Origin of the sequence: Vibrio sp. SG41-7, assembly GCF_014164465.1 — a bacterium.
Classification (GTDB): Bacteria; Pseudomonadota; Gammaproteobacteria; order Enterobacterales; family Vibrionaceae; genus Vibrio; species Vibrio splendidus.
On the sequence record NZ_JACJFF010000023.1, the window covers coordinates 13,712 to 37,651 of the forward strand.

General features: G+C 43.4%; 21 protein-coding genes. 12 read left to right on the forward strand and 9 right to left on the reverse strand.

Annotated elements, in window-relative coordinates; translation table 11 throughout:
• Positions 1–141 precede the first annotated feature (141 nt).
• Entirely contained in the window at positions 142–1,914 is a 1,773-nt protein-coding gene (locus H5300_RS08720; RefSeq protein WP_182795787.1) for an ATP-dependent endonuclease, read from the reverse strand.
• 238 nt (positions 1,915–2,152) lie between these two features.
• Here H5300_RS08720 and H5300_RS08725 point away from each other — a divergent pair, with 238 nt between their 5' ends.
• The 5 genes from H5300_RS08725 to H5300_RS08745 all read left to right on the forward strand — a co-directional run bounded on the left by H5300_RS08725 (position 2,153) and on the right by H5300_RS08745 (position 8,476).
• Complete coding sequence (locus tag H5300_RS08725) at positions 2,153–3,892, forward strand: bifunctional UDP-sugar hydrolase/5'-nucleotidase (RefSeq protein ID WP_182795788.1); 1,740 nt, start codon at positions 2,153–2,155, stop codon at positions 3,890–3,892.
• Between the two features lie 639 nt (positions 3,893–4,531).
• Positions 4,532–5,533: a TerC/Alx family metal homeostasis membrane protein gene (locus H5300_RS08730; protein WP_182795789.1), complete on the forward strand. Its 1,002-nt coding sequence runs from the start codon at positions 4,532–4,534 to the stop codon at positions 5,531–5,533.
• A gap of 312 nt (positions 5,534–5,845) precedes the next feature.
• Positions 5,846–6,034, forward strand: coding sequence for a hypothetical protein (locus H5300_RS08735; RefSeq protein WP_017079198.1), 189 nt, complete (start codon positions 5,846–5,848; stop codon positions 6,032–6,034).
• Between the two features lie 210 nt (positions 6,035–6,244).
• A complete protein-coding gene (locus H5300_RS08740; RefSeq protein ID WP_182795790.1) occupies positions 6,245–6,985 on the forward strand; it encodes a DUF1223 domain-containing protein in 741 nt (246 codons plus the stop codon).
• Between the two features lie 201 nt (positions 6,986–7,186).
• Positions 7,187–8,476, forward strand: coding sequence for a DEAD/DEAH box helicase (locus H5300_RS08745; protein ID WP_182795791.1), 1,290 nt, complete (start codon positions 7,187–7,189; stop codon positions 8,474–8,476).
• A gap of 91 nt (positions 8,477–8,567) precedes the next feature.
• Here the strand turns inward: H5300_RS08745 and H5300_RS08750 are convergent, their stop codons facing one another.
• From H5300_RS08750 to H5300_RS08760, 3 genes are read right to left on the reverse strand one after another with little or no spacing between them, the layout of a single operon-like run.
• Positions 8,568–9,923 carry an FUSC family protein gene (locus H5300_RS08750; RefSeq protein WP_182795792.1) on the reverse strand — a complete coding sequence of 452 codons (1,356 nt, stop codon included), beginning with the start codon at positions 9,921–9,923 and terminating at the stop codon, positions 8,568–8,570.
• 13 nt (positions 9,924–9,936) lie between these two features.
• Positions 9,937–10,797, reverse strand: coding sequence for an HlyD family secretion protein (locus H5300_RS08755; RefSeq protein ID WP_029224373.1), 861 nt, complete (start codon positions 10,795–10,797; stop codon positions 9,937–9,939).
• A 10-nt stretch (positions 10,798–10,807) separates the two neighbouring features.
• A complete protein-coding gene (locus H5300_RS08760) occupies positions 10,808–11,020 on the reverse strand; it encodes a DUF1656 domain-containing protein (RefSeq protein ID WP_004730923.1) in 213 nt (70 codons plus the stop codon).
• A 237-nt stretch (positions 11,021–11,257) separates the two neighbouring features.
• Here H5300_RS08760 and H5300_RS08765 point away from each other — a divergent pair, with 237 nt between their 5' ends.
• On the forward strand, positions 11,258–12,172 hold the full coding sequence (locus H5300_RS08765) for a LysR family transcriptional regulator (RefSeq protein ID WP_182795793.1): 915 nt from the start codon (positions 11,258–11,260) through the stop codon (positions 12,170–12,172).
• A 72-nt stretch (positions 12,173–12,244) separates the two neighbouring features.
• Here H5300_RS08765 and H5300_RS08770 read toward each other — a convergent pair whose 3' ends face one another.
• The 3 genes from H5300_RS08770 to H5300_RS08780 all read right to left on the reverse strand — a co-directional run bounded on the left by H5300_RS08770 (position 12,245) and on the right by H5300_RS08780 (position 16,732).
• Positions 12,245–12,802 (reverse strand): PhnA domain-containing protein, encoded by a 558-nt coding sequence (locus H5300_RS08770; protein WP_004730927.1) that lies wholly within the window; start codon positions 12,800–12,802, stop codon positions 12,245–12,247.
• A 221-nt stretch (positions 12,803–13,023) separates the two neighbouring features.
• Positions 13,024–15,459, reverse strand: a complete 2,436-nt coding sequence (locus H5300_RS08775; protein ID WP_182795794.1) for a VolA/Pla-1 family phospholipase — start codon at positions 15,457–15,459, stop codon at positions 13,024–13,026.
• Positions 15,460–15,472: 13 nt separating this feature from the next.
• Positions 15,473–16,732, reverse strand: a complete 1,260-nt coding sequence (locus H5300_RS08780) for an outer membrane protein transport protein (protein WP_182795795.1) — start codon at positions 16,730–16,732, stop codon at positions 15,473–15,475.
• Between the two features lie 356 nt (positions 16,733–17,088).
• Between H5300_RS08780 and H5300_RS08785 the strand changes: the two genes are divergently transcribed.
• The gene (locus H5300_RS08785) at positions 17,089–18,171 is read left to right on the forward strand and encodes a site-2 protease family protein (protein ID WP_182795796.1); all 1,083 of its coding nucleotides are present in this window, start codon (positions 17,089–17,091) and stop codon (positions 18,169–18,171) included.
• A 238-nt stretch (positions 18,172–18,409) separates the two neighbouring features.
• Here the strand turns inward: H5300_RS08785 and H5300_RS08790 are convergent, their stop codons facing one another.
• Positions 18,410–19,198 (reverse strand): M48 family metallopeptidase, encoded by a 789-nt coding sequence (locus H5300_RS08790; RefSeq protein ID WP_108180351.1) that lies wholly within the window; start codon positions 19,196–19,198, stop codon positions 18,410–18,412.
• Between the two features lie 188 nt (positions 19,199–19,386).
• Here H5300_RS08790 and H5300_RS08795 point away from each other — a divergent pair, with 188 nt between their 5' ends.
• The 5 genes from H5300_RS08795 to H5300_RS08815 all read left to right on the forward strand — a co-directional run bounded on the left by H5300_RS08795 (position 19,387) and on the right by H5300_RS08815 (position 23,215).
• Positions 19,387–19,812, forward strand: coding sequence for a hotdog fold thioesterase (locus H5300_RS08795; protein WP_004730936.1), 426 nt, complete (start codon positions 19,387–19,389; stop codon positions 19,810–19,812).
• A gap of 76 nt (positions 19,813–19,888) precedes the next feature.
• A complete protein-coding gene (locus tag H5300_RS08800; protein WP_004730938.1) occupies positions 19,889–20,122 on the forward strand; it encodes a DUF3389 domain-containing protein in 234 nt (77 codons plus the stop codon).
• Positions 20,123–20,276: 154 nt separating this feature from the next.
• Positions 20,277–21,968: an SgrR family transcriptional regulator gene (locus H5300_RS08805; RefSeq protein ID WP_017079218.1), complete on the forward strand. Its 1,692-nt coding sequence runs from the start codon at positions 20,277–20,279 to the stop codon at positions 21,966–21,968.
• 65 nt (positions 21,969–22,033) lie between these two features.
• Entirely contained in the window at positions 22,034–22,942 is a 909-nt protein-coding gene (locus tag H5300_RS08810) for a DMT family transporter (RefSeq protein WP_182795797.1), read from the forward strand.
• A gap of 21 nt (positions 22,943–22,963) precedes the next feature.
• Positions 22,964–23,215: a hypothetical protein gene (locus tag H5300_RS08815; protein ID WP_182795798.1), complete on the forward strand. Its 252-nt coding sequence runs from the start codon at positions 22,964–22,966 to the stop codon at positions 23,213–23,215.
• 93 nt (positions 23,216–23,308) lie between these two features.
• Here the strand turns inward: H5300_RS08815 and H5300_RS08820 are convergent, their stop codons facing one another.
• Entirely contained in the window at positions 23,309–23,917 is a 609-nt protein-coding gene (locus tag H5300_RS08820) for a DUF2238 domain-containing protein (RefSeq protein WP_102496125.1), read from the reverse strand.
• Positions 23,918–23,940 lie beyond the last annotated feature (23 nt).

A 23,940-nucleotide genomic window follows, 5' to 3' on the forward strand; every position in this document is an offset into this window, starting at 1 on the left:
GCAAGATAACCCCCAATTAATTTGTATATCGATTTATACAGGCACACCACTTGGTGTGCCTTTTTTGGTTTTGGTTAAGCCAATCAGTTTAAAAAATCATCTGCAGAAGAACCAATAGCATCTATCAATTAATTAAAGCGCTTAGGTGTTCCCGTTTGCCATGGTGATGACACGTTTTAGCGTCCACCTTAATAACAAGGGAATACAGTCTTGTCCTTGATTCTCACAATGAGACACGATCGCTAAAGCCAGATCTGGTTTTGCGTGTTTCTTAAGAACTTTAGCCACGACTTTTTTCGCTGGGATAGGGTGGTCGTAAGGAATCTTAACCATGTCTCTGAAAAAGTTCTCAAACCCATTCATATACAAGTAGTGTTCGATGTCTCTGTCAGGAAGCTCTGTGAGGCGATGTCGCTCTTGATCGTTCCCGAGTTTAGATAGCACTGTTGCCGCATATTTTTTGCCTGCTGCATCACCATCGGTGACGACATGCCAATCGATGCCAAACTCTTGGGCGACTTTGATTAATGCCTTTAGTCCTGATTGAGCGAACTCAATAATCTGAACGCCTTCCGCAGCAAGGTTATACCCACATTGGTTGGCTAACTCGTTAAACAACCAGACTTCAGTCTCACCTTCTACTAATAACCAACAGCGAGCATACAGAGCACCTGAACGATGGAAACGAATATGAAAACCAATTCGACGAAGCTCATCTTTGCTAAAGTGGTTCATATTGAGTTGGTTAGCGATGGTTTTATCGGACTGACGCACCAAACGACGAATCGATTGAAGTGGTACAGCAGCAAGTAGATCGCCACTGTTGGTGGTAAGGATTTTTTGCATGGGTAACTTCTGCATCAAGCTCCAAGCCCTTGCTAGGTGCGTTGGGTGCAGTCGACCCTCTGGATCTTCAAGGATCAAAAGAGGGCGCGCACATCGTCTTAAGTCAGTCGGCCCTTTGGCCTGTAGATAAGCGTTAAGTAAGCCCATGAATAACAGCCGAGTTTGCTTATTCTTGGTCTCCTCGACCAATTGATGAATGCTCTTGTCGTTCGCTCCAGCTGAGTACAGTAGCCCGTCACGCGGTTTTCTCGGGTTCTTGCGTGAGACACTCTTAAATGAGAAGTAGTGTTCTATTAAGCTTTGCATTGACTCAAGACTACTGCGCATTTCACCTTTATTAACATGTCCGGGTATCGCCATAAGACGGCGGCAGGTGTTGTCGATGCGCTTTTCTATTCTTGCCTGACGGCCATTGCCATTGCTGCCGCCGCCGTTTCCATTCGTGCCATGACCATTGGTCGTGTGATTATGTCCATTCCCATTTCCGTTTGCATTGTTAGCGTGACCGTTATTAGCGTGAACATTAGTCGGCAGGTGAGCATTGTGGTTGAGTGAATTTACGTTGAAAGGGCGATCAAAGTGCCTAGCGTCTCGTAAACGGATCACAGGATGTAAGGTCATTAATTCTTGAGCGAGCTTTTCTGAATGATGGAGTTTGAGCGGATTACCGTCTAAACCTAAAAATGCGTAGTTTGTGGTCGTTTCATATTGTTCTAATGTGGCACTGATTCTGTAATAGATACGGTAGGTGCCAAACTCATCTTGAACCCAAATAGGTTTGAGTTTGCGATAACGACCTGCGTTGAGTTCGCTCTTGTCGTTGGCTTTTAATGCGAGAACAATTTGAAGATGTTGAGACTGTGGATGTGAAACCGAGTAATCGACATGAAAATCAGCCATTTCGAAGTGATATGGCACACCGTCTGAGGGCAGAACGACGGAAAGGGCATCCAATAATGAAGACTTACCCCAGGTGTTTTCACCAATCAGCGTGGTTAGCTCGTCAAACGCGAGTGACATGCGCTTGATACCTCGAAAGCCAGAAATCTCGATTCTTTCTAGTTGCATAGGCTTACTCCTAACGGAAGGCTCTGCTAATTGTTTGAAAGCTAACAGATATCTTTAATCATAATCGAAAAATACCAATCCGGTATGCTCACCTGTCACAAAACCCGTTGTTTATTTATACGGATCAAAATGGGATTTTTGATCTATCTCGAGAATTTTTTTGCAGTGCAGTTTCATAAAATTCACGATTCTGTCATGATTCTCGACCTAGTATGAAGGGACAAAGAGAGAAGAAAATATGACTAAAAAGAATAAGCCGACAAAAATAGTGTTGGCACACATCAACGACACCCACTCATACTTTGAACCAACCTCGTTACAGCTATCACTTAAAATGAACAACCACATCATTGAACCTTATGTCAGTACTGGTGGCTTTGCTCGAATTTCAACACGCTTCAAACAAATAGAACAAGATGCCCAGCGTCAGAAGGTTGGAACCCTGTTCCTGCATGCTGGTGACTGCTTCCAGGGCACTTTGTACTTTTCTTTATTCAAGGGAAAAGCCAACGCCGATTTGTTGAATGCCCTTAATATAGATGCCATGACGCTCGGCAATCACGAGCTAGACATGGGTAATGAGCCCGTTGCTATTTTCGCGAAAAGAATCAAATTCCCACTGTTGGCCGGTAACTGGAATCTATCGAATGAGGATATCAATAAAACTCATACCTTAGCGGACAACGAAATTGTTAAGCCTTATCTGACTGAAACGCGAAGTGCTTCTTTTATAACGAAAGAGTTTGATGGCGAGAAGGTTGCAATATTCGGCTTAAGCATCGACAAGATGGCAGGCATTGCTAATCCAGATATCGATACACCATTTGAAAATGCTTTAGAAACAGCAAAAGCGACCATTGAGCAGATTCATCAAGCTGGTATCAACAAGATTGTGTTACTTAGCCATCTTGGTTACGAAGCTGATTTAGAGTTAGCAGCCAACGTAACAGGTATTGGCGTCATTGTTGGTGGTCATAGTCATCGCTTACAAGGTGATTTCTCTGATATTGGCTTAGTTAAAGATGATGATTACGGCGTGAAAGTCGGTGACACCTATGTTGTGCAAGCGGGTTTCCACGCCATGAGCCTAGGACACTGCGAAATCGAGTTCGATGCTGAAGGCAAAGTGACGCACTTCAACGGTAAGAACGAACTGCTGTTAGGCCGTCGACTGTTTATAGATGCAAAGCTAAGTGAAGTCGGGCAAGACGACGCTCATAATATGGCGTGTGAGTTTTTGAACAACCACCCCAATATTGCGGTATGTAAAAAAGATCCGGAACTTCAGAGCATTCTGACGGATAAATACCAGCCGCGAGTTCGAAAGCTTCAGCAACAAGTGATTGCTCATGCAGATACAAAACTGCGCCACATACGCATCCCGGACGAGAAAGGCCCGAGCCAACTAGCGCCCTTGGTTGCTCAATCATTTCACTACCTAATGAACAAAAAAGGGCTTCAGGTTGAATTTGCCATTCACAACGCAGGTGGTGTTAGAAATTCACTGAATAGCGGCGATGTCTCTGTTGCCGATATTGCCGGAAAACTACTACCGTTTGCCGTACCTATTGGTGTGTATGAAGTAAAAGGTGAAACGATCGCAGGCATGCTTGAAGGTGCAATCAATAACGCGCTGGATAATGGCGTTGTAGGGACAGGTTCAGGCAGCTTTCCTTATACGCATAACCTGAGGTTTTGCTACCACAAAGAAGCGCCTTTGGGACACAGGATTCATCATCTAGAAATCCACTCTGATGAATTGGGATGGCAGACTGTTTCTCGCAACCGTATTTACCGTGGCGCGTCGTCAGCCTATACCATGAAAGGAAAAGAGGGCTATAACGCCGTCTTGGATATGATAGGTGATGGCATGGTCACGACCGACTCAATGGCAGACTGTTTCATCGAGTTTCTACAAGACCACCCAGAGTCACTGCAACACAACGAGCCGCTGAATTGTTTGGAGTGTTATAGATAGCTACAGGTAATACTTGTGATTGGTGTTATTAGTTTAGTCTATTTATAAATTTGGCATTGTTTATGCTTTATTCCTGCAGGTCGCCTTCTTGTGGAGATAAGCATGGATAAGAAAGATTGGTTAGATGCGGTAGCAGTGGTTGGTTGGGTATCGGTTTGGTCTGCGTTAGTGTACTTGGTACCCGCTGCAGGTTTATAACGTAGCGTGCCTTGAAGTGAACTGTCAGACAAAGCGCGTACAAGACTCGTTCGTTATTCGCATCATTGAGTAACGGATTTGTATCACTGAGTAACGGTATTAGGGGATAATCCTCTCAGTAGTATTCTCAGAATCAAGACGAATGTCGTTTTGACAAGCCTATAGAAATAAATGAGGAGCGTTTTGCTCCTTTTTTATTTATTTCCGAAAATTTTTCTAGACGAAACAAAGATAGAGGAATATTATCCACGCGTTTGGGGAGTAGTTAGCGCAAGTTTACATATCGTCATCTCGTTAGGCCAAGAGTCTATCCGGTATGTAAAGGTGAAATCCCATATTTCACTTCAACGAGACCAACGCAATCACAATCAAGATCCGTCGTGGAACTTGATAGTTTTGTTTGCGGAAGGTCTTTGTACAGTTCTTCCGCCTGGAGGAATAATGAACTCAACTCAATCTCTATTATCTACAAATAGTGAATCCTTTTTTTCATCGCCAATCATGACGACTTATGCGGGCTTTTTCCTGCTGACAGTCATTCTCGTCTCTATTGATATCTATCAGACTCGTGGTGGAAGTGTAACCATCAAGAAAGCGGCAATTTGGAGCGTTTTCTGGTTTGTGCTCGCGTTTTTATTTGCTGGTTCCATTTACCTTTTTTGGGACATCTATGCGCCGAATAGTGAATACACAGCCCAAAAAGCAACCGTGTCATTCATTACCGGTTACTTGCTAGAAAAATCATTGAGCGTAGACAACTTGTTTGTTTTCGCGATGATCTTTGCTCAATACCAAGTTCCTGAGCATCTAAGACCTCGTGCGCTTCTTTGGGGCGTAATTGGTGCATTGGTGCTTCGTGTAATTATGATCGTATTAGGTGCTCAGCTATTGGCTGAATACCATTGGGTGCTTTATGTATTTGCTGCATTCCTAATTGGTACGGGTATTAAACTAGCGCTAGACAAGGGCGAAGAGGAGAGTGTGAATACGCTACCTGAGAAGTTACTTCGTAAAGTGATGTCAGTGACAGAAGACTTCCATGGTCCAGCGTTGATGATCAAGCAAGGCACTAAATGGGTACTCACGCCAATGATGTTGGTGATTGGTGCCATTGCGGTTATGGATGTGATGTTTGCACTGGATTCTATTCCTGCAATTTTCGCCGTTACGCGAGAGCCATTCTTAGTACTGGCTGCAAACGTATTTGCATTGCTTGGCCTTCGTTCTTTGTACTTTGTTCTGCAAGGTATGATGGATAAGTTCATCTACTTGAAGCCTGCACTGGCATTCATCATGGTGTTCATTGGTGTGAAAATGCTATTGGTTGACAGTGAGTGGGCTATCCCAACGTATTGGTCGCTAGCTGTTCTGATTTCTACTATGACGATTGCGGTTATAGCGTCGGTTTATGCGAAGAAGCCAGACATTGAACAAGTAAATTAAAACAAAAATAACTTATCGAAAACTCGATAAGGATTAGGTGGTCAATGAAGCTTGAAATTTATTTATGTAAATTTTTTGTGACATTGGCCACTGTTGTTTGAGGGTTATTTGTACTAAATGCATGATTTAGGCACTGTTGTGAATTTTTACTCATCAAGCGTGAATATGTATTTCGAGGTGTTGTTAATGGATTGTTTTATTAGAAAAACTAATCTGAATTTCTAATTTTAGTCATTTTTTAACCTGCAAAAGATCACCTATTATTCTTGTCATCAGAACGAACCACATAAACAAATTTATAGAGAGGCAATCATGGCTCAAGCAATGCAAATGAATACTATCGCTGTTCCTAACTCTATGGATAAGAAGACCTACTCGGTTAACATCAAAGGATTGATTGCACACATTTTCGATATTCTTTTCGTAGACAACTCTCCACGTAGTTACTACGCAAGCGACCTATCTGGTCACATGCAACGCGATATCGGTATCAACCGTTAATCTCTGCGTTAACATGTAAAAATATAGAATTTAAAAACGCCAGCTTTTAAAGCTGGCGTTTTTGTATCTGAAACAAGCTGTGCATCTGAAATAAACTACACATCTGAATAACCCCAGCATCTGAAAGAAACTCATCACCTGAAAGAAATACTTAGGCATAACGGTCTTTATTTGAGCGCCAGTAAATTCGCTTTGTACAAGGATCTCGGTATGTCACACGCCACACGCAATTCATCATTGCTTAAACTCTGTTTACTTGCCTTGCCAATCGGCGCCCATTCTTCTGTGTCGTTTGCACAAACGTGGAGTAACGAAGGCCAGCCTGCTCAGGTTATTGAGCTGTTTACCTCTGAAGGTTGTTCAAGTTGTCCACCTGCTGATACGTACCTTAGTACTTTTGCAGATCATCCAAAACTTTGGACCGAGGTCATACCGCTTGCTTATCACGTAGACTACTGGGACTACTTAGGCTGGGGAGACAAGTTCGCCAGCAAGGCATTCAGTCAGAAGCAGCGTTTATACAAAGCTTATGGGGTAACAAGTGGCGTTTATACACCGGGCTTTGTTGTCGATGGAAAAGAGTGGCGTGGTTACTTTAATTGGCTAGACAGAACGTTGCCTTCGCTCCAACAACAAACTAATCCCAAATTAACAGTGAACCATAAAGGCGATACGTTCAACGTGAGTTACGAAGGCAAAGGGGATTATGTCGCTCATATTGCCTTGTTGGCGATGAACGAAGTCACCAGCGTTAAAGCGGGCGAGAACAGAGGTAAGAAACTTAAGCACGATTTTGTCGTGGTTTACGACGGCTATCAACGTGGTGAGTCTGATTGGCAATTTAACATCAATTTCGAGCCACTCGTCGCTACACCAGATGCAGTCGCCGTTTGGTTAACCGAGCCGAACTCATATGTACCGGAACAAACGGTAGCAGGGTGGCTAAACTAACTGCCAACCACGACAATTGCGTGCCTGGAATACTCTTAGACGAAGTTGGTAAGGCGAGTATCGAGGTTCTGACATCGATAACTTGGTTTCTGACGGGTATTAATCGGTGAAATAGAAGCGAAAGGGCGATTTAGTTACGTAATACCGCTGAAATACGTTAATATAGCGCGCTATTATTTTAGCTTTGAGTTCCTGCAATTAATGACTAACACCACCACAACACCAACCAACTTCTCTGATCTTGGCTTAATCTCTCCTTTGATGGCTCGTCTTACAGAGCTTGAATACCAACAGCCAACGCCTATCCAAGCGCAAGTTATTCCAAGTGTGTTAGCAGGACGCGACCTAATTGCAGGTGCAAATACGGGTTCAGGTAAAACTGCAGCATTTGCACTGCCGCTGTTACAACAAATCCATGAAGATGCACCTTTAGACCGCAGAGCAGGCAAAGGTAACTTTGTGTCTGGTCTTATCTTAGTTCCTACTCGTGAACTTGCTAAGCAAGTGGCTGACAGCGTTAAGTCTTACGCAGTACACTTCAATGGTGGGATCAAAACGGTTTGTGTATTTGGTGGTGTATCGGTAAACACTCAGATGCAAGCGCTACGTGGCGGCACTGATATCTTGGTGGCGACACCGGGTCGTTTACTGGATCTGATCTCAAGCAATGCTATCAAGCTAGATAAAGTAAAAACGTTAGTGCTTGATGAAGCTGACCGAATGTTAAGCCTTGGTTTTACAGAAGAACTAGACGCGATCTTGAAACTTCTGCCAAGCAAAAAACAAACCTTGTTGTTCTCTGCGACTTTCCCCGAGCAAGTTAAAACGCTGACTCACGAACTACTGAATGATCCAATTGAAGTTCAACTTCAAAGTGCTAATGCGAGCACATTGGTTCAGCGTGTATTCGAAGTAGAAAAAGGTCGTAAGACAGCATTGTTAGCGCACCTGATTCAACAGCACGAATGGCGCCAAGCTCTTATCTTCGTAAACGCGAAAAACAGCTGTGAGCACCTTGCGGACAAGCTTTACAAGCGCGGTATCATCGCAGAAGTATTCCACGGCGATAAAGGGCAGGGTTCACGTACTCGTATTCTTGAAGATTTCAAATCTGGCGAGATTGACGTTCTTATCGCGACAGACGTCGCGGCACGTGGTCTGGATATCGAAAAGCTACCAGTAGTAATCAACTTTGACCTACCGCGTAGCCCATCAGACTACATGCACCGTATTGGCCGAAGTGGCCGTGCGGGTGAGGTTGGTCTAGCGCTATCTTTGATCGACCACGAAGATTACCATCACTTCACAATCATTGAGAAGAAGAACAAAATCCGTCTTGAGCGTGAGCAAATTGAAGGTTTTGAAGTGGATGAAGAAGCTACGGCTGAACTTGTTGCTGCACTAAAACCCGTTGCGCCACCGGCTGGCACAGGCAAGAAGAAAAAGAAGAAAGCACCTAAAAACCAAGATGTGTGGCTGAGAAACAACTGATATTGAGTCAGAAAAAAATGGAATTTCTAAAGGCGCTTAATTGCGCCTTTTTTATTTTTAGCCCTAAGTTTAACGAATCCGCATAACGAGATTAAACGACACTCTTGACTCTAAAGAGGTCAGTAAATAGTTTGCCGATCATCAAAATGATGAGCAGTGTGGTTAACATCAGTAATGGTGTTTGAATCTGATAAACCGGTGTTAGATTAAGCGCGCCAGACGTCAGTACGACCAGCAGGTTAATGCCAAGTATTCGGTGCACCATAAGTTTAGGCGTTGCGAATACTTTCCATATCACCATGCTATTAATGAAATAGAACAATGCCAATTGCCACAACTCAGTCATCATCGGCATGATAAAGATGTATTGAAGTAAAATAATGCTACCTGTGCCTATCACTCCGAAAAACGCATCTTTGATCACACTTGGTGGCATCGTCGGTAACATGGAAGAAAATACGCCTGCAATCATCGGAAAAATAAAACCACCCGGCACAGGTAGATATATCCAAACCAGTAGCGACGTTACGAACATCGAGACTCCTTGTAAGACTTTTCTCCCATCTTCATCCAGATGTTGAACAAAGGTACGGTGCTCATGGTGCCAAGAAACGTTTTTCTTCTCACTCTTCACAAACGGCACATCATCAATCAATGACAAGTGTGGCGCCATTAACTCTAGTTTTTCCAGTTTTTCTGTGAGAATTGGCCAATCAATAGGTTGAGTAAGTTCATCCGAGGCGAGTACAAGCAGACGATCTTGAATATGAGCCATTTCACGGACACGTAAGCGCCACGCTTGGATATTTTGCTTTAGGTGATAACTGCCAGTGAGCGGTAAATCCAACAGCTGATAAAGCTTTTTAATATTAGCGGTATTGGACTCTAAGGCTTCTATATCAAGGTTATTGGTATCGCTCATTGCTGTTATCAGCGTTTCTCTGCTTGTTTCAAATCGTTGTACGAAGTTTTGTTCAGTGCTTACCGGCCAGATTAGACGATAAACAATCGAGAAAGTGATAACGCCTAGCAAAGTTTCTTGTATTCGTAGAACTGCAAAATAGAATGTAATTTGGTTATCGAATCCCCCCATACAAGAGATGATGGAGCAGACAGCAAAGCCTATAGAAAAGACATAACCGTATTTTTCATCACTCGACATGAAGATGCACGTACCGAGAAATAAGGTGAAAAACATCAGAAACAGAAAGCGGTCCTGAGAAAACATCGCAATCAAGAAAAAGGCATAACCCGTCCCTAACAAGGTTCCCATTAATCGGTTATGGCCTTTGTTTATTGAATGGGCAAAACTCTCGTTCAATGCCATGACAGCAACCGCAATTGCCGCCCAATATGGTTTTTCCCATTGAAACCACAACGCAAGGCAGATAGAGATAACAATCGCGAGAGAAGCCTTAATTGCTTCTTTGGTCGATGCACTGAACATAAATGCCATCCAACTATTTGATTATTTTGATTGAAGCTGTCATGCCGACACGAAGTTGCAAGTCTTCAGGCACGTTATCGAGTACTACTTTAATTGGTATACGCTGAGCGAGGCGAATCCATTGAAAATTTGGGTTCACGTTGGGAAGAAGGTCATTACCAGTACTGCCATCTTGTGTCGCAATGCCAAAGCCAATGCTTTTGATATGGCCTTCCAATTGAATATTGTTGTGCATCATAAGAGTGACAAGCGCTTTGTCGTTAGGGCTAACATTAACCAGATCAGTTTCTTTGAAATAGCCTTCGATCCAGAAACTGTCTTCATCGATCAGCGCAACTACCGGTGTATTAGCGACGACTTGAGAGCCTTCTCGTAGGTTTAAGTTTGTGATGAAGCCATTCGTTGGAGCGTAAACCTTGGTGTATTTGAGATTTAAATGTGCCTCTTCAACATTGGCCTTTGCTAGTGCAACGTTAGCTGCATTTGTCTCAACCGCGTTGTTCAGGTTATTCAAGGTCAGCACTGGCAGCGCGCCAGGCGTTCTTTTTTCTAAGTTCAACGCGCGTTGCTCTTCGTTTTTAGCTTTTGCTAAGAGCGCGCGAGCCTGCTTCTGTGTCGCGAGTGCTTTATTGTAGGCCGCTTGATAAATACTTGGGTCGATCTCAAACAGTAGATCCCCTTTAGCTACCTGTGAGTTGTCCTCAATATGGACTTTGGTTACTTGCCCGGTGACTCGAGGGGTAATAGAAACTATGTATGCGCTGACCTGACCATCTCTAGTCCAAGGATTACTTGAATAGGATTGGTAATAGTTATAAACCACAGAGCTTGCGGCAACGACCAGTAGTAGCATGATGAGATAACGTTTAATCAAGGTGAATGCCTCAGAAGATGGTAATGAATTGACCTATAACGCCGACGAAAATCACGATTAGGCTTAATTCGGCAATTGCAGGAAAAGCGACATATTTATGTAGCCCAAGTTTTGTCGCGATTGAGCCAGTCAATATCGTCAATACATAAGCTAACGCGATAACCAATAGCAAAGGAGGGAAGTAGATCTCACCCCACACGAGTTCATGTGGCATTGTGTTCATGGGTCTGTCTCTATCGTTTTAAGAAGGTAACGATAAAGGAAATGCGGTGATGTTAATAATCGTATATAGAGGATCAGATCCATCAAATACAGACAGGTTTAGGTATATACTAGGAAGAAGAGTTGGCAAAAGGCACAAATCATTAGCTATTTAGCTCCGTCTTTTTATCATTATTATTCTGATGCAGTAGATATTTTTCTACCTCATATGCATGACTAAGAAAGTAAGCACATCAAAATGAACTTCAGTATTGAACAACTTCTCGCGTTTGTGACTGTCTATGAACAGCGGTCATTTAGCAAGGCGGCGGTAAAGCTTAACAAGCACAGAACGACCGTGGGTCAGGTGATTACAAACTTGGAAGATCACCTTGCAGTGAATCTTTTTGAAAGGGTCGGCCGCTCTGTTGAACCAACGGAGGACGGGCACCTCCTTTATCACTACGCAAAACAGACGATTGAACAAGCTCGTACTTTTGACAAAGTGGCGTTGAGCCTCTCTTATGGTGGGCTAGAGAACATCACAATCGCGTATTCTAGTTTCGTTCCACAACGTGTGTTGGTCGATATACGTAAACGACTTAAGCACGACTTCCCAATGATGCGAGTGAACTTTCTGGTTAGGAATAAGAACGAAATTAAGCAAGGGATACAAAGTGGGGAATATCATTTTGGACTTGTGAATGCTCATAATAGCCGAGCGATGCACAGTTTTGATTCTACTTTCCTTGGACATTTCGAGTTCTACCCATTCGGACAAAAAGGGGGAGCGCTCTCACATATAAATAAAGATGAAGTATTAGTGGCACTAAGGAACTCAAAACAGTTCGTATTGAAGTCTCTGATTGATGAAGGGATGTCTGAAAAGATTATTGTGAGCTCTGACTATGAAGAGATCGATCAGCTTTCGTTAATGATCAAAATGCTTGAAGAGGGTTTTGGATGGGCACTTCTTCCTAAGGCTTTTTTTACCGACTCTGAATTTTCAAAACATTCAATAGAGCCCATTCACTCTGCGCAAATGGTGGAAGGATTCAAATTTGGATTCGCGTTGTGGTGCCCGCACTCGAAGCAAGTCAGTGGTATCAAAGGCTCTTTGGTGTCTGTTATTAAAGAGTACCGCGAGCAACTTATTGATAGTTTTAAGTCGTGAAAATTGGAGATATTAAAAAAGGCGCTAATTATTCATTAGCGCCTTTTAGATTTTGTTCAGCTAAGAGAAGAATTACTTCTTACGGCAGAACTCAGCGATTACGTACATTGATTGACCGCCGTTTGTTTTACCAGAAACAAGCTTAGGATCGTCACCAACGCTGATGCCACGGATAACAGTACCTTGCTTAATCACTTGGTTAGTACCTTTGATTGGCAGGTCTTTGATTACTGTTACGTCGTCACCTTTTTTAAGTTCAACGCCGTTCACATCAAGAGGCTTGTCATCAGCAGACATGCCGATTTGTGCCCAAACTGATGTTTCTTCTTCAAGGTACATCATGTCTAGCGCGTCTTGAGCCCAGCTTTCAGAATTCAGACGAGTAAGTTGACGCCATGCCATTACTTGAACTGGCGCTTCTTGGCTCCACATGCTGTCGCTTAGGCAACGCCAGTGGTTGATATCTTTTGGATCGTCAATCTCACCAAGGCATTTGTCACATACCATGATGCCGTGATCCACTGTTACGTGGCTGTGTGGCGGTACTGCGTATGCAGTAAGAGAAGAATCAGAACCACATAGTTCACATTTAGATTGGCAGCGTTCTAGCATCGTAGCTTCAGAAGACATAATGGACTCACATTTATTAGGTATTAAATTACGGGGCTATTATCCACTTTATTTGCAATAAAGAAAGAGGTCGTACGGTATTCTGTCTTGATTAATTTTAGCTGAGATCAACCATTTGTGTTTTAAGGTTCTATGCAAACGGTTAACTAGGGACGATGGGATGTCGATAGATACAAAAATGCCAGCGGTTAGGCTGGCATTTGTTTACTTGCAACTATTACTTATTCTAAGAAGGAACCAGTAATGGATCCTGAAGTTAACGCGTTGTCGATCAAGAAGTCTACAGCTTGTGTCTGCATGCTTGCATGATGACCTGCGTCCAAAGGTGTTGGTGTAGTGGTATCTTGCGGTAATACAAATGTACTATGCGCAGCAACATCACTGAACTTAACAAAGTCCTTCGCACCGTCAGGGGTCGTGTTACTCGAATCAACGACTGTTAGGCCAAGCTTCGTTGCCAACGGTGTGGTTCCCGCGAACGGAGCGTTTGCCACAGTGTTTGGTACTGTATCATCACCTTGTACTTGCCCCATATAAATAGGCAGAACAGGTGAGCCAGAAGCAACTAGATAAGCAGCATTGGTAAATGGGTCAACAGTATCTAACACAGTTTGTGCAGCGTAAGCGAACTGTTGAAAAGCGGCTGTCATGGTTGCTTTCTGTGCTGCAGTCGCGTTTGCTTCAAACGTTTGGTAGCACTGCTTATTAGAAAGACTTCCACAGTTTGCGGTTGCGAAACCTGCGTATTCAGTTGAAGCGCTCAATGCAACGCTGTGCTTAACTTGAGGACCAAACTCTGTAGAACCCAGTAGAAGGTTAGATATCTGACCGCCTGAGTTTTCTATAGCTGCAGCACTGAATGAATAAAGCGAATTAGCTGCGACACTACCGAGCGTACGGTTAGAGGCTGCAACTGCAGTCGTTCCAACAATACCGCCTAGTGAGTGACCTAGAAACTTAACTTGCGAGCCTTTGGTTAAATCAAAACCTTTAAGTGGCGACGCGCCTAACAATGTTGCTTGTGATGATACGGCTAAAGCCGCGCGTAAGCCCATTACATCAAGCGCACTTTGGCGTACGTTATCGCGAGCGACGGGTAAGTTCGCTAAGTTTAGATAAGCCAGAACGTCAGCGTTTGCCGAACGAGTATCATCCAAACTACGTGTACCGTGGAGCGGTAAGTCAATCGCTAAAACAGCTGTTCCGGCTCGTGCTAAGTTGTAGGCAAATGCGTAAGCGTTTTCTTTCGCTGAGGTGATACCGTGTTGGTAGATCACTACATTAGCAGGATCAGAACCATTCGGTGTAAACAACAAGAATTCAACAGCTTCCAATGATTTAACTTGTGGGACAGGAGAGTACTTGGTGAGCACTCTTTCAATATCAAGCGGTGAGCCGTCAGCCAGCGTTAAATTTAAACCGATTAACTTCAGCTGTTCAGTTTGGCTGGTCGCTAATACGCTTGTATCTATGCCTGCAGTAACCAATTGAGCAGCCATATTGGCTTGTTCTGCGCTATCGCTCAAAGCATTTGAAACTTTAGCCAGGCTAGGCATACCAGATTCAAAAGGTTGCGAGTTCCATTCAGTAGCACTTGTTTCTAGATAATAAGGTAATTGAACAAATCCTTGGCTGACATCTACGTTGTCAGTGGCTCCGTACATAAATTCGATGGCTCCTTTGGCTTTCGCGATTGTTGCTGCATCTCCGCCGCCAATGTATTTGTCAAAATCAACATCGTTAGTCAATGCGGTTTTGAACGTTTCAGTAGAAACAAACTGCATTGCGTAAGCTGTTTTAAGGTCAACAGAATTAGGGTTCGCGCTCCCAGTCCAAACGTTATTGAGGTTTGCTGCAGCCAATCCTGTTGCGGTTGCAGCTTTTGTAGCGAAAAGGGAATCACCGACAGACTCTGTAGTAAACCAAGTCGAGTAAATGATGTTTTCAGTATCAAGGTTAATCGCACCTTGAGCGTTCGCTCCGGCGAAGATCTTTTCAACGCCTTGAGTGACTTGTTGCGCTTGAGCTAGGCTGCCTTCGGTGTAAGTTACTGCACTTGATTTCAGCGCAGCATAACTTGCCGACATGCCAACTGGGTCGCCGTTAACATCTGTTAATTCATTTGACAGAGCCAACACGTATTCACTTGAAGCATCGAGTGACTCATTGAACACTATTGTGAACTTGTCACTTGATGCACTAGATAAAACGTTAAAGTCAGTGCCTAAAGTCAATATTCCCGTAACAATTGGTGCGGTTTCAGAAGTGAGTGAGCCGCTAAGTTTTAGTAGGTAAACACCACCAGTTGCGACACCATCAGCTAAACCAGTACCTTCAAAGTCCATGATTATTGGCATTGAGGTAGACCAACCATCCATTGTATTCATTGCTGCAATAGGGTTGGTTAATGAGTCATTGCCACTAGTTGGCAAGCCAAGTGTACCGTCGGTAGCATCCATCAACGCGAAACTAGGAAGAGGAACAGCAATATCAGCACCCGTTAATTGAAACTTGATGCTCGTCGCTTGTGCGAGTGAATCTTGAATGTATTGCTCATATTGAATCGCTGTTGAAGCACCTGAACTCGAAGAGTCATCACCACAACCCGCAAGAAACATTGCTGAAGCGAGCAGCGAAACATTAAATAACTTTTTCATGTTTTAATTCCGTTTAGTTGAAGGTGTAGTTCATTTGAATTGCAGATAGGTAAGCGACTGCATCACCAGAGAATTCAAGTTCCTGACCAAGTTCATTGGTTTCAGTGAAATCACCTTCTTTACTTTGAACAAGAGCGAAACCAGCATCGATTGAAAGGTTAGGGCTGTACTGATATGTCAAACCTGCGCTGTACCAGAAACGATCGCTATCTGGAATACTCAATGTCGCTTCACCAGCTTGCTCGTCATAAGCTAAACCAGCTCTTAAGGTCCATTCTTGGTTTAACTGGTAAGTTGCACCCAGTGAGTAACGGTTATTGTCGTCGTAGTCTTCGGTCTTTTTAAAACACTCGCCATTTGCGCAATCTGAACTCGTCGCTTTAAGCTCTTTAAAGCTACTCCATCCAGTTTGTTGCCAGCCGTAGTGAATTGCCCATTGGTCGGTCAATTGGTGGAAAGCTGAAATTTCAATAATTGAAGGCAACGTGATTTTTAGACGGCCTGTTGTTGTCGTAACACTACCTTGCACGATGCTGCCCGTGTAATCAGTAAAGTCACCATCATCAAAGTCGAGGTCTACCTCTGAACGATAAGCAATAGAGAATCGGTTGTTTTCATTCAGTTCATATAACGCACCTACGTTCCAACCAAATGCAAATGTTTCACCTGTCATGCTGATCAGTTTTGTAGAGGCAGAGTCACCAGTAATGTTAGAGATAGAGCCTTGGTGACGATTAAGTTCGGCTTCTGCGTAAACAAGGTTTGCACCCGCACCGACACTAAATTGATCATTAATACGATAAGCGACATTAGGGTTTACGTTTACTGATATCAGTGAAGTATCACCAGCAAGATCACCCGCATAAATATCATCTGGGTAATCGGTAGCAACGCCATAGTTAGAGAACATACCGATACCCCAAGCCCATTTATCGTTGATTGGGCTGATGTAGTAAGCAGCAGGAACGACTTGCAGTGGCGCTACGTCTTTGGATACTTGGCTCTGTCCGCCTGAACCTGGAACATTGTTTTGAGTAATATCCACCTCTGGATCAACGATAGAAACCGCGCCTGAAAATTGGGCTGTATCAAATAGGGTCATTGCGGCGGGGTTTCTCGCTAGTACACTCGCGTTATCAGCTACAGCACCTTCACCTGAAAATGCGCGACCAAGACCTGAGGCAGAGTGCTCAGCAACTTGGAAACCAGCCGCAAGTGAATTACATGCAAATAGCACAGAAAGTGAAACGAGAGAGCGTTGTATTGTTTTCATCCTTGACCCTCCTAGGGCATCAAATCTCATTCTTATTGTTGAAAACACACTGAGCGTTGTTGGTGTTTAAGCTCTAATGTAAATGGAATGTTAAATTCATGTTTAATATAAAGTCAAAGAATGAGTTGTCATTTTGTGAAGTAATATTTTCAAAGGGCGGCACTCTAACACTAATAATATAATTACAATCAATGATTTATGGGTGGTTGGAGGTGTGACCAGAATGTTTATGTTAGGTGGTGGTATAAATAGTGTTCAACTGCTCAATATGTAACAACTTTGTTTATGTTTACCGTCAATCGCTAAATCGGCATAATATCGATTCATATTGATAGTCATTAAATTGGAATTAAAGTTTGGAATTACTCGCGATAGAGTTTCTTGGAAAACCACTTCGTTTAGAGGGGTCAATGGCAGGGTGGCAACAGTTGTATTGGGACAATACTTTGGTGTCCCAATTAGACGCAACCACAGATCAAGATGACGCTCGAACGCATGCATTTACTCTGCGCGCAGGTGAAGAAACGTTGCAGTGTAACGTTGAGGCGACCGTTCAGTGGCAACCGTTTGAGATGACCTATAAAGCGACCGTGAATGGCCAAACCGTTACCGAAGGCAGTCGAAACACCAAAGATATCGAGCAACAAACCCCGGTTGTCGCACCAAAACCAGAGAAGCGTTTTAGCTTAATCGGGTTAGTTTCGCTGGGAATGAAAGCCCTCAAGAGTGCCAAGTTAATCAAGGTGGTGCTTGCCTCTGCGAGTTTAGCCGCTTACTCATGGCTATTTTCAATTCAGTTCGCTTTAGCCTTGATCGCTTGTTTAATGTTCCATGAATATGGCCACATTAGAGCAATGAAATACTTTGGAATGAAGACCAAAGGCATCTATTTGATACCGTTCCTTGGTGGCTTGGCGTTATCCGACGAAAAGATCAATACGCGCTGGCAAGATGTGGTTATCTCGATCATGGGACCATTGTTTGGCTTGATATTGTCGTTGATATTTATGGTGTTGTACTGGGCGACTGGCGAAATGTTCTTCGCTGGGCTTGCGGTATTTAACGCGTTATTAAACCTATTTAATCTATTACCAATTTTGCCTCTCGATGGCGGACATGTACTAAAAAGTATCAGTTTCTCGATGAACAGTGTGCTTGGTATTGTGCTGTGTGTTGCGGCCGCTATTGCTGGCGTGGTACTGAGTTATCAGTTGAATTTGACCCTGTTTGGCTTCTTATTGATTATGGGCAGTGTGGAAATACTCTTCGAATGGAAAGGGCGTCACCACAGTCACTTGTTGCCATTAGACAAATACGGTCAAGTCGTGTCGTTTGTTTGGTATGTGGGTCTAGTGAGTAGCTTGATCGGTGTTATCTGGTATTTTGCATCTACTGGCGATCAGCTATTAAGCCTACCATTGCAAATTCTTGGTACTTAACAAGAATCAAAAACAATAACCAATATGGATAGGGCATTTTTGTATTCGAAGTTTAGCGTCTAAACAAATGTAATACCAATCACAGTAAGTAAGTGACCAAAATTAGCGTAGGGAAAAGGCTTGAGAACGAGGCGGAATTTTTCGATAAGTAGTTATTCTACAATCAAAAATTCTAACGCAGTTATCGAGCATTTTAGCAAGCTAGGGTGACCAGTTATTTACTACGATTGGTATAAAATTACGCTTTGCAATTTGGTCTTGGTGAACCCGATTGAGGTAACGTTTTGATCGTCGCCTGTAGATCTTTGATACGCGTACTGTGGGAAGGGTGCGTAGACAGCAATTCTGGCGGTTGGCTACCACCTGATGCTTTCGCCATGTTTTGCCACAAGTCGACGCTCTGTTTAGGATCGAACCCTGCTTGAGCCATATATTCTAAACCAACAACATCTGCTTCTGATTCCTGAGTTCGGCCATACGGTAGAATAACCCCGTATTGAACACCTAAACCTAGGGCAGCCATTGTCATTCCTTGGTACTGTTTGTATTCTGATGCTCCTAACGCAACACTGGTAATTGATAAACCAGTATTAGCAATTTGAGACTGGGATAGACGCTCATTACTGTGGTCAGCGAGAACGTGAGCCACTTCGTGTCCGATAACCGTTGCAAGTTGGTCTTGATTGACCGCTACCTTAAGTAACCCTGTGTATACGCCAATCTTGCCACCCGGCAAAGCAAAGGCATTCACTTGGTCGCTATCAAAAACAACAACTTCCCATTCACTAAAGCCTTGTTTTGGAATATGTTGAGTGATGCTGTTCGCTACACACTGTACATAAGCGTTAGTTTTAGCGTCTTTACTTATTGGTTGTTCTTTCTTCATTTGTTCAAAAGATTGTGCCCCAAGTTGAGACATGTCTTGATCAGAAAAAAGCAGTAATTGGTTTCTTCCTGTCGGGGAAGCGCTACATGCGGTTAGGCCTGCAAGTGTGAGAAGCGAGGTAAACTTCATCCATGACGTCATACAATATCCTCTGTGTATTCGGTTTTTATGCATGTTAACATCAACTTGCGTAATAACTAAGAGCTGTAAGATAAGTATTGTATTTAAAAACATGGTTATCGTTAAGATCACTATTAACGATAATGAAGCTATTCACTTACTAATAAAGCGATTCACGCACTAATAAAGTCAATAATTAAGGAACCCATATGAGTATTTGGAAAAAGCCCGTTGACCTAGATACCTTCAACGCGACCTCAAAAAATACCTTAATTGAGCACCTCAACATTGTTTACACAGAAGTAAACGACAATTCCTTAGTGGCAACCATGCCGGTTTGTCATTTTACGCACCAACCACTAGGCATGCTTCATGGCGGAGCATCGGTTGTGCTAGCTGAAACGCTTGGCTCATTGGCGGCTAATTTCTGCGTACCAGAAGGCTACTATTGCGTTGGATTAGATATCAACGCGAATCACGTAAGATCAATGCGTGAAGGCCATGTTATTGGTACTGCTGAACCTATTCACCTTGGTGTCTCTACCCAAGTATGGCAAATCAATATCACTGACGAGCGTCAACGCTTAGTTTGTACGAGTCGATTAACGATTGCCGTGAAGAAACATAAGCGATAATAGAGTAGGCAGCAGTTAACTTTGTTCTATTTAGAAAATAGTAATTTGTATTTCAAAGAAGTAGCTAGAGAAACCGATGGTCATAACGTTTAAAAGTGGAAAAGTTATCGCAACCGCACATGAGCTGGTTGTTCGTTTAGATGGTGAACATAGAGTCACGCTGCAAGCGCAAGTTGATGCGATTCAATTAATTGGAAAAGGGGCAAATGTCATTTCGGCGAATGGCTCTGAGTGCAAGTGGTCAATTAAATTAGATAATGAACAACAGCTTCGTGACATCGCCAATGAAATCGGCTGCGATGTGATGTAACCGTATGCTGCAAAAGTACTTAGCCATTCTGTTTGAATAACATCTTGGGACGTCATACCCAATAATTCGCAATAAAAACACGTCAGTAAGATTGATTTTACGTCTTAAAATAGGGAAACTGAATTCAATGTCCTTTGAATAAGTTTTCCTCTTTATGAGCAGCCCAAGACTTCGCGTTCAATTTGAAACCCTGTTTGAATACTTCGATGGTAAAGATTCTGATGTTCAGCTCGATGACATAACAGATGTACTCTGTTGTACGCGTCGTAATGCAAGAATGGTACTCAACAAACTTGAAGAACAAGGCTGGGTAGAGTGGCTACCGGCGGCTGGCCGAGGTAAGTTATCTCAACTTATCTTTAAGCAGAATCGTTGCGATGTCAGTGAAAACTTAGCGAGGCGGTACTTACAGGAAGGTAAAATTGGTCAGGCGCTGTCAGTGCTTGACCACAATGCTGCCAAGCTTACTCAGGTTATTCAAAACTATTTGGGTGTGCAATATCAAGAAGGTGAGCAGGTCATTCGTTTGCCTTATTACCGACCGCTCTCAATGCTTAACCCTACAAAATCGATGCGACGTTCAGAACAGCATATTGCCTGCCAAGTCTTCAGTGGGTTAACGCGACTGGATGAAAATGATCAGTTACAACCCGATCTTGCTCATTCATGGCAAAAAATCAGTGACTATCAATGGCGATTCTTCTTAAGGCCGGGTGTCCGTTTTCATAACGGGGAGCCTCTATTAACGAATCATGTCGTCGACACGCTTCTTGCGCTCGAACCACTCAATTTGTTCTCGCATATTAAAGATGTCTCTTCACCCGCAAATTGCGTGGTTGATGTCTTCTTAACGCGCCCAGATAAGTATTTCCCACTCGCGCTCACGGAGTCGGTCGCTAAGGTCACTTTACCGATGATTTTACGTGGCGAAGACTACGATATTCGACCAATTGGTACGGGGCCGTATCGCATTGAGAAGAACGATGAGAAGCAACTCGTACTAACGGCTTTTAACGGATACTTTGGTTTCAGGCCGCTGATTGATCGCGTTGAGGTTTGGGTGGTTGATGAGGCGTATTCTTCTATGGTTTACCCAAGTCTTTCGAAACCGGTAATGGCCGACCGTGGTGATAGTGATGAAGTAGAGCTTGATCCCGGCTGTACGTATTTACTGTTGAATAGAAAGAAGGGCATCGCACAAGATCCCGCATGGGCGGAGTTTTTGTCTAACGCATTGAATGCAGCTGATCTGTTTGTTCATATCCCAAAAGAGACCGTCATCGATTTGGGCGTTCTACACGCCTATGGGATAAAACCTGGTTGGTATGACATAAAGTTAAACACGCCGGTCTGTCCACCAGCAAATGCGAAACCAACCATTAGATTGGCGTACCAATGCCAACACCCGATGTTCCCAACACTTGCCAAAGCGATTGTCACCGTGTTGAAGCAATATAATGTCGATGTTGAGCTTATCGGTTACGAAACCGATCCTCCACACGCCGATAATGTTGATATTTGGATTAACCCTATGGGTATCGCTAACAACAGAGACGATGCATTGGCCGGCTGGTTAATGGACTACAGTTTTCTTGATGAATCTAGCCCAGCTGAAGATTTCGACCAATGGTGTCACATGATTGATCGTTGGCGTTCGGGAGAATTCGAGCAATTCCCAGCACGACAGTTAGGTAAACAACTGGTGCAAAGCAATCAGTTAATTCCGATGTTCCACTGTTGGTTGGGCGTTAACAAAGATCAATGTGGTACGTTGCAGAACGCAAAATGTAATGCATTAGGTTGGTTCGACTTTAGTCAAGTTTGGGTGAAGCCTGACGTTGATTGAAATCCAACGTTGATTAAAACCCAAGAACACTTATTAGGACCAAACAACTCAATTAGGACAAAACGATGCAAACTGTGATGGTTACATTTATTACGCTGGTGGCCTTTGCTGCTAATTCAGTTTTGTGTCGCTGGGCTTTAATGGATCAAACGATTGATCCTTTGAGCTTTTCGATCGTGCGCATCTGGTCTGGTGCGCTTACACTTCTGATTTTATTCACTTTATCTTCCCAATCTAAGCATAAACAGGAGCTAGCAAACAACAGCACATCGGTATATACAAAGCTAAAGTTACAGTTTCAACTCACATCAATACTGTCACTGCTTGTGTATATGTTTGGCTTCTCATTCGCTTACTTAAAGCTTGGCGCAGGTCTTGGTGCGCTGGTGTTGTTTGTCGCAGTACAATTTACGATGATTGCCGCGCACTTGTTCTCTGGAAACAGAATGTCATTACTTGAATGGGGCGGATGTTTGTTATCGGTGGCAGGGCTTGTTTACCTGTTAATGCCAACTGAATCGACACAGGCACCAGACTTAGTTTCTATCATCTTGATGTCTCTGGGCGGAGTTGGGTGGGGTATTTACACATTGGCAGGAAAGAAATCTTTAAACGCACTGCAATCGACGACCGCTAACTTTGGATTTAGCTCGCTAGTTATCCTTGCAGGTTTAAGCCTTCTAGTTGTAATACCTAATGCAATGCCTCAAGTCTCTATCACTGAGCAAGGTTTGATTTACGCGGTTATATCGGGCTCGGTGGCTTCTGGCGTGGGTTATAGTTTGTGGTATTACGTGGTGAAAAAGCTGAATACAGTGGTCGCATCCATTGCACAGCTTTCTGTGCCTGTTATCGCGACACTCGGTGGCGTCTTGTTACTCTCTGAGCCGGTCACCATGCAATTCATTATCTCATCGACCGTTATTTTACTCGGGATAAGCTTGGTTCTTGTCGCACCTAAACTTAAGAAATAAAGAGTTCAATCATTAACTTCTATGGCTAAACCAAACAAGAAACAACCGACCAAAACGGTTCAGATTTTCTGTGCGAAATGCAAAACGCAACTTTTTAAGTATCGGAAAGGTGGCAAAGGTACACTCGTGAAGTGTTTTAAGGAACGTATTGTTGAAGATTTCACTAAAGAGCCATGTGTGTGCCCTGAATGTGGGATTGAATTCGCGCGAGATACCTTGGTTCGAGGTACACCAGCCTACAAGTTTGTGGGTGGCAAGGTGACTATGAAATAGAAAAGAACAAATGCCACGACACAGTTTGTGTGTCGTGGCATTTAAATCGACTAATTAACTTATAAGAAAGAAGTTGAGCAGGCTATCCACGAACTACTGAGCTCTAACTCGCCCTTGAAGTTTCAGAAGTAATAGCGAGACAATAGCACCCGTTGTATCACACAGCATGTCTTTCTGCGCATCCCAAATATCACCTTGTGAGCCAAGGAACGCGATACCTTCATCACCACCTGCAATCTCCGCGTACCACCACTCAATAATCTCATAACCTGCTGCAACACTCATGATCGCAAATAAGGCAAAGAAACATGCCAGTACCGGTTGAGCCAGTTTCTTACGAATCAAATACTCAGCGAGTGGGTAGGCGTAAAGGCCAATAGAGAAATGCGCGACACGGTCAAAATTATTACGTTCAGAGCCAATCATGTTGTTAAACCATTCAAACGGCACTTCTGCAAAGGTATATTTCGCGCCTATCGTATGTAACATCAGCCAGATAAACATCAAAATGTAGGCAGTCTTAGTGAAGGTCAGCTTGGTTGATAGCCACCAGATACCCACTAATATCGCTAGAGCCGGGATAATTTCGGCAATCCATACTGCTCTTGAAGAGGGAGCAAACGCTGAAAATAGAAACACAATCAGATACAGCGTCGTTAATGAAAGTAATGGTCGATTTTGAGCAAGTGGCGTAATTGTCATATCGAGATCTCTCGTCGAAGTTT

What these genes read in the sequence shown, in the direction of transcription:
- H5300_RS08800 (WP_004730938.1), top strand. Translation starts at nt 19,889, where the DNA reads ATGGTCATAACGTTTAAAAGTGGAAAAGTTATCGCAACCGCACATGAG.
- H5300_RS08725 (WP_182795788.1), top strand. Translation starts at nt 2,153, where the DNA reads ATGACTAAAAAGAATAAGCCGACAAAAATAGTGTTGGCACACATCAAC.
- H5300_RS08820 (WP_102496125.1), bottom strand. Translation starts at nt 23,917, where the DNA reads ATGACAATTACGCCACTTGCTCAAAATCGACCATTACTTTCATTAACG.
- H5300_RS08810 (WP_182795797.1), top strand. Translation starts at nt 22,034, where the DNA reads ATGCAAACTGTGATGGTTACATTTATTACGCTGGTGGCCTTTGCTGCT.
- H5300_RS08815 (WP_182795798.1), top strand. Translation starts at nt 22,964, where the DNA reads ATGGCTAAACCAAACAAGAAACAACCGACCAAAACGGTTCAGATTTTC.
- H5300_RS08730 (WP_182795789.1), top strand. Translation starts at nt 4,532, where the DNA reads ATGAACTCAACTCAATCTCTATTATCTACAAATAGTGAATCCTTTTTT.
- H5300_RS08750 (WP_182795792.1), bottom strand. Translation starts at nt 9,923, where the DNA reads ATGTTCAGTGCATCGACCAAAGAAGCAATTAAGGCTTCTCTCGCGATT.
- H5300_RS08720 (WP_182795787.1), bottom strand. Translation starts at nt 1,914, where the DNA reads ATGCAACTAGAAAGAATCGAGATTTCTGGCTTTCGAGGTATCAAGCGC.
- H5300_RS08770 (WP_004730927.1), bottom strand. Translation starts at nt 12,802, where the DNA reads ATGTCTTCTGAAGCTACGATGCTAGAACGCTGCCAATCTAAATGTGAA.
- H5300_RS08790 (WP_108180351.1), bottom strand. Translation starts at nt 19,198, where the DNA reads ATGACGTCATGGATGAAGTTTACCTCGCTTCTCACACTTGCAGGCCTA.
- H5300_RS08760 (WP_004730923.1), bottom strand. Translation starts at nt 11,020, where the DNA reads ATGAACACAATGCCACATGAACTCGTGTGGGGTGAGATCTACTTCCCT.
- H5300_RS08745 (WP_182795791.1), top strand. Translation starts at nt 7,187, where the DNA reads ATGACTAACACCACCACAACACCAACCAACTTCTCTGATCTTGGCTTA.
- H5300_RS08735 (WP_017079198.1), top strand. Translation starts at nt 5,846, where the DNA reads ATGGCTCAAGCAATGCAAATGAATACTATCGCTGTTCCTAACTCTATG.
- H5300_RS08795 (WP_004730936.1), top strand. Translation starts at nt 19,387, where the DNA reads ATGAGTATTTGGAAAAAGCCCGTTGACCTAGATACCTTCAACGCGACC.
- H5300_RS08805 (WP_017079218.1), top strand. Translation starts at nt 20,277, where the DNA reads ATGAGCAGCCCAAGACTTCGCGTTCAATTTGAAACCCTGTTTGAATAC.
- H5300_RS08765 (WP_182795793.1), top strand. Translation starts at nt 11,258, where the DNA reads ATGAACTTCAGTATTGAACAACTTCTCGCGTTTGTGACTGTCTATGAA.
- H5300_RS08740 (WP_182795790.1), top strand. Translation starts at nt 6,245, where the DNA reads ATGTCACACGCCACACGCAATTCATCATTGCTTAAACTCTGTTTACTT.
- H5300_RS08775 (WP_182795794.1), bottom strand. Translation starts at nt 15,459, where the DNA reads ATGAAAAAGTTATTTAATGTTTCGCTGCTCGCTTCAGCAATGTTTCTT.
- H5300_RS08780 (WP_182795795.1), bottom strand. Translation starts at nt 16,732, where the DNA reads ATGAAAACAATACAACGCTCTCTCGTTTCACTTTCTGTGCTATTTGCA.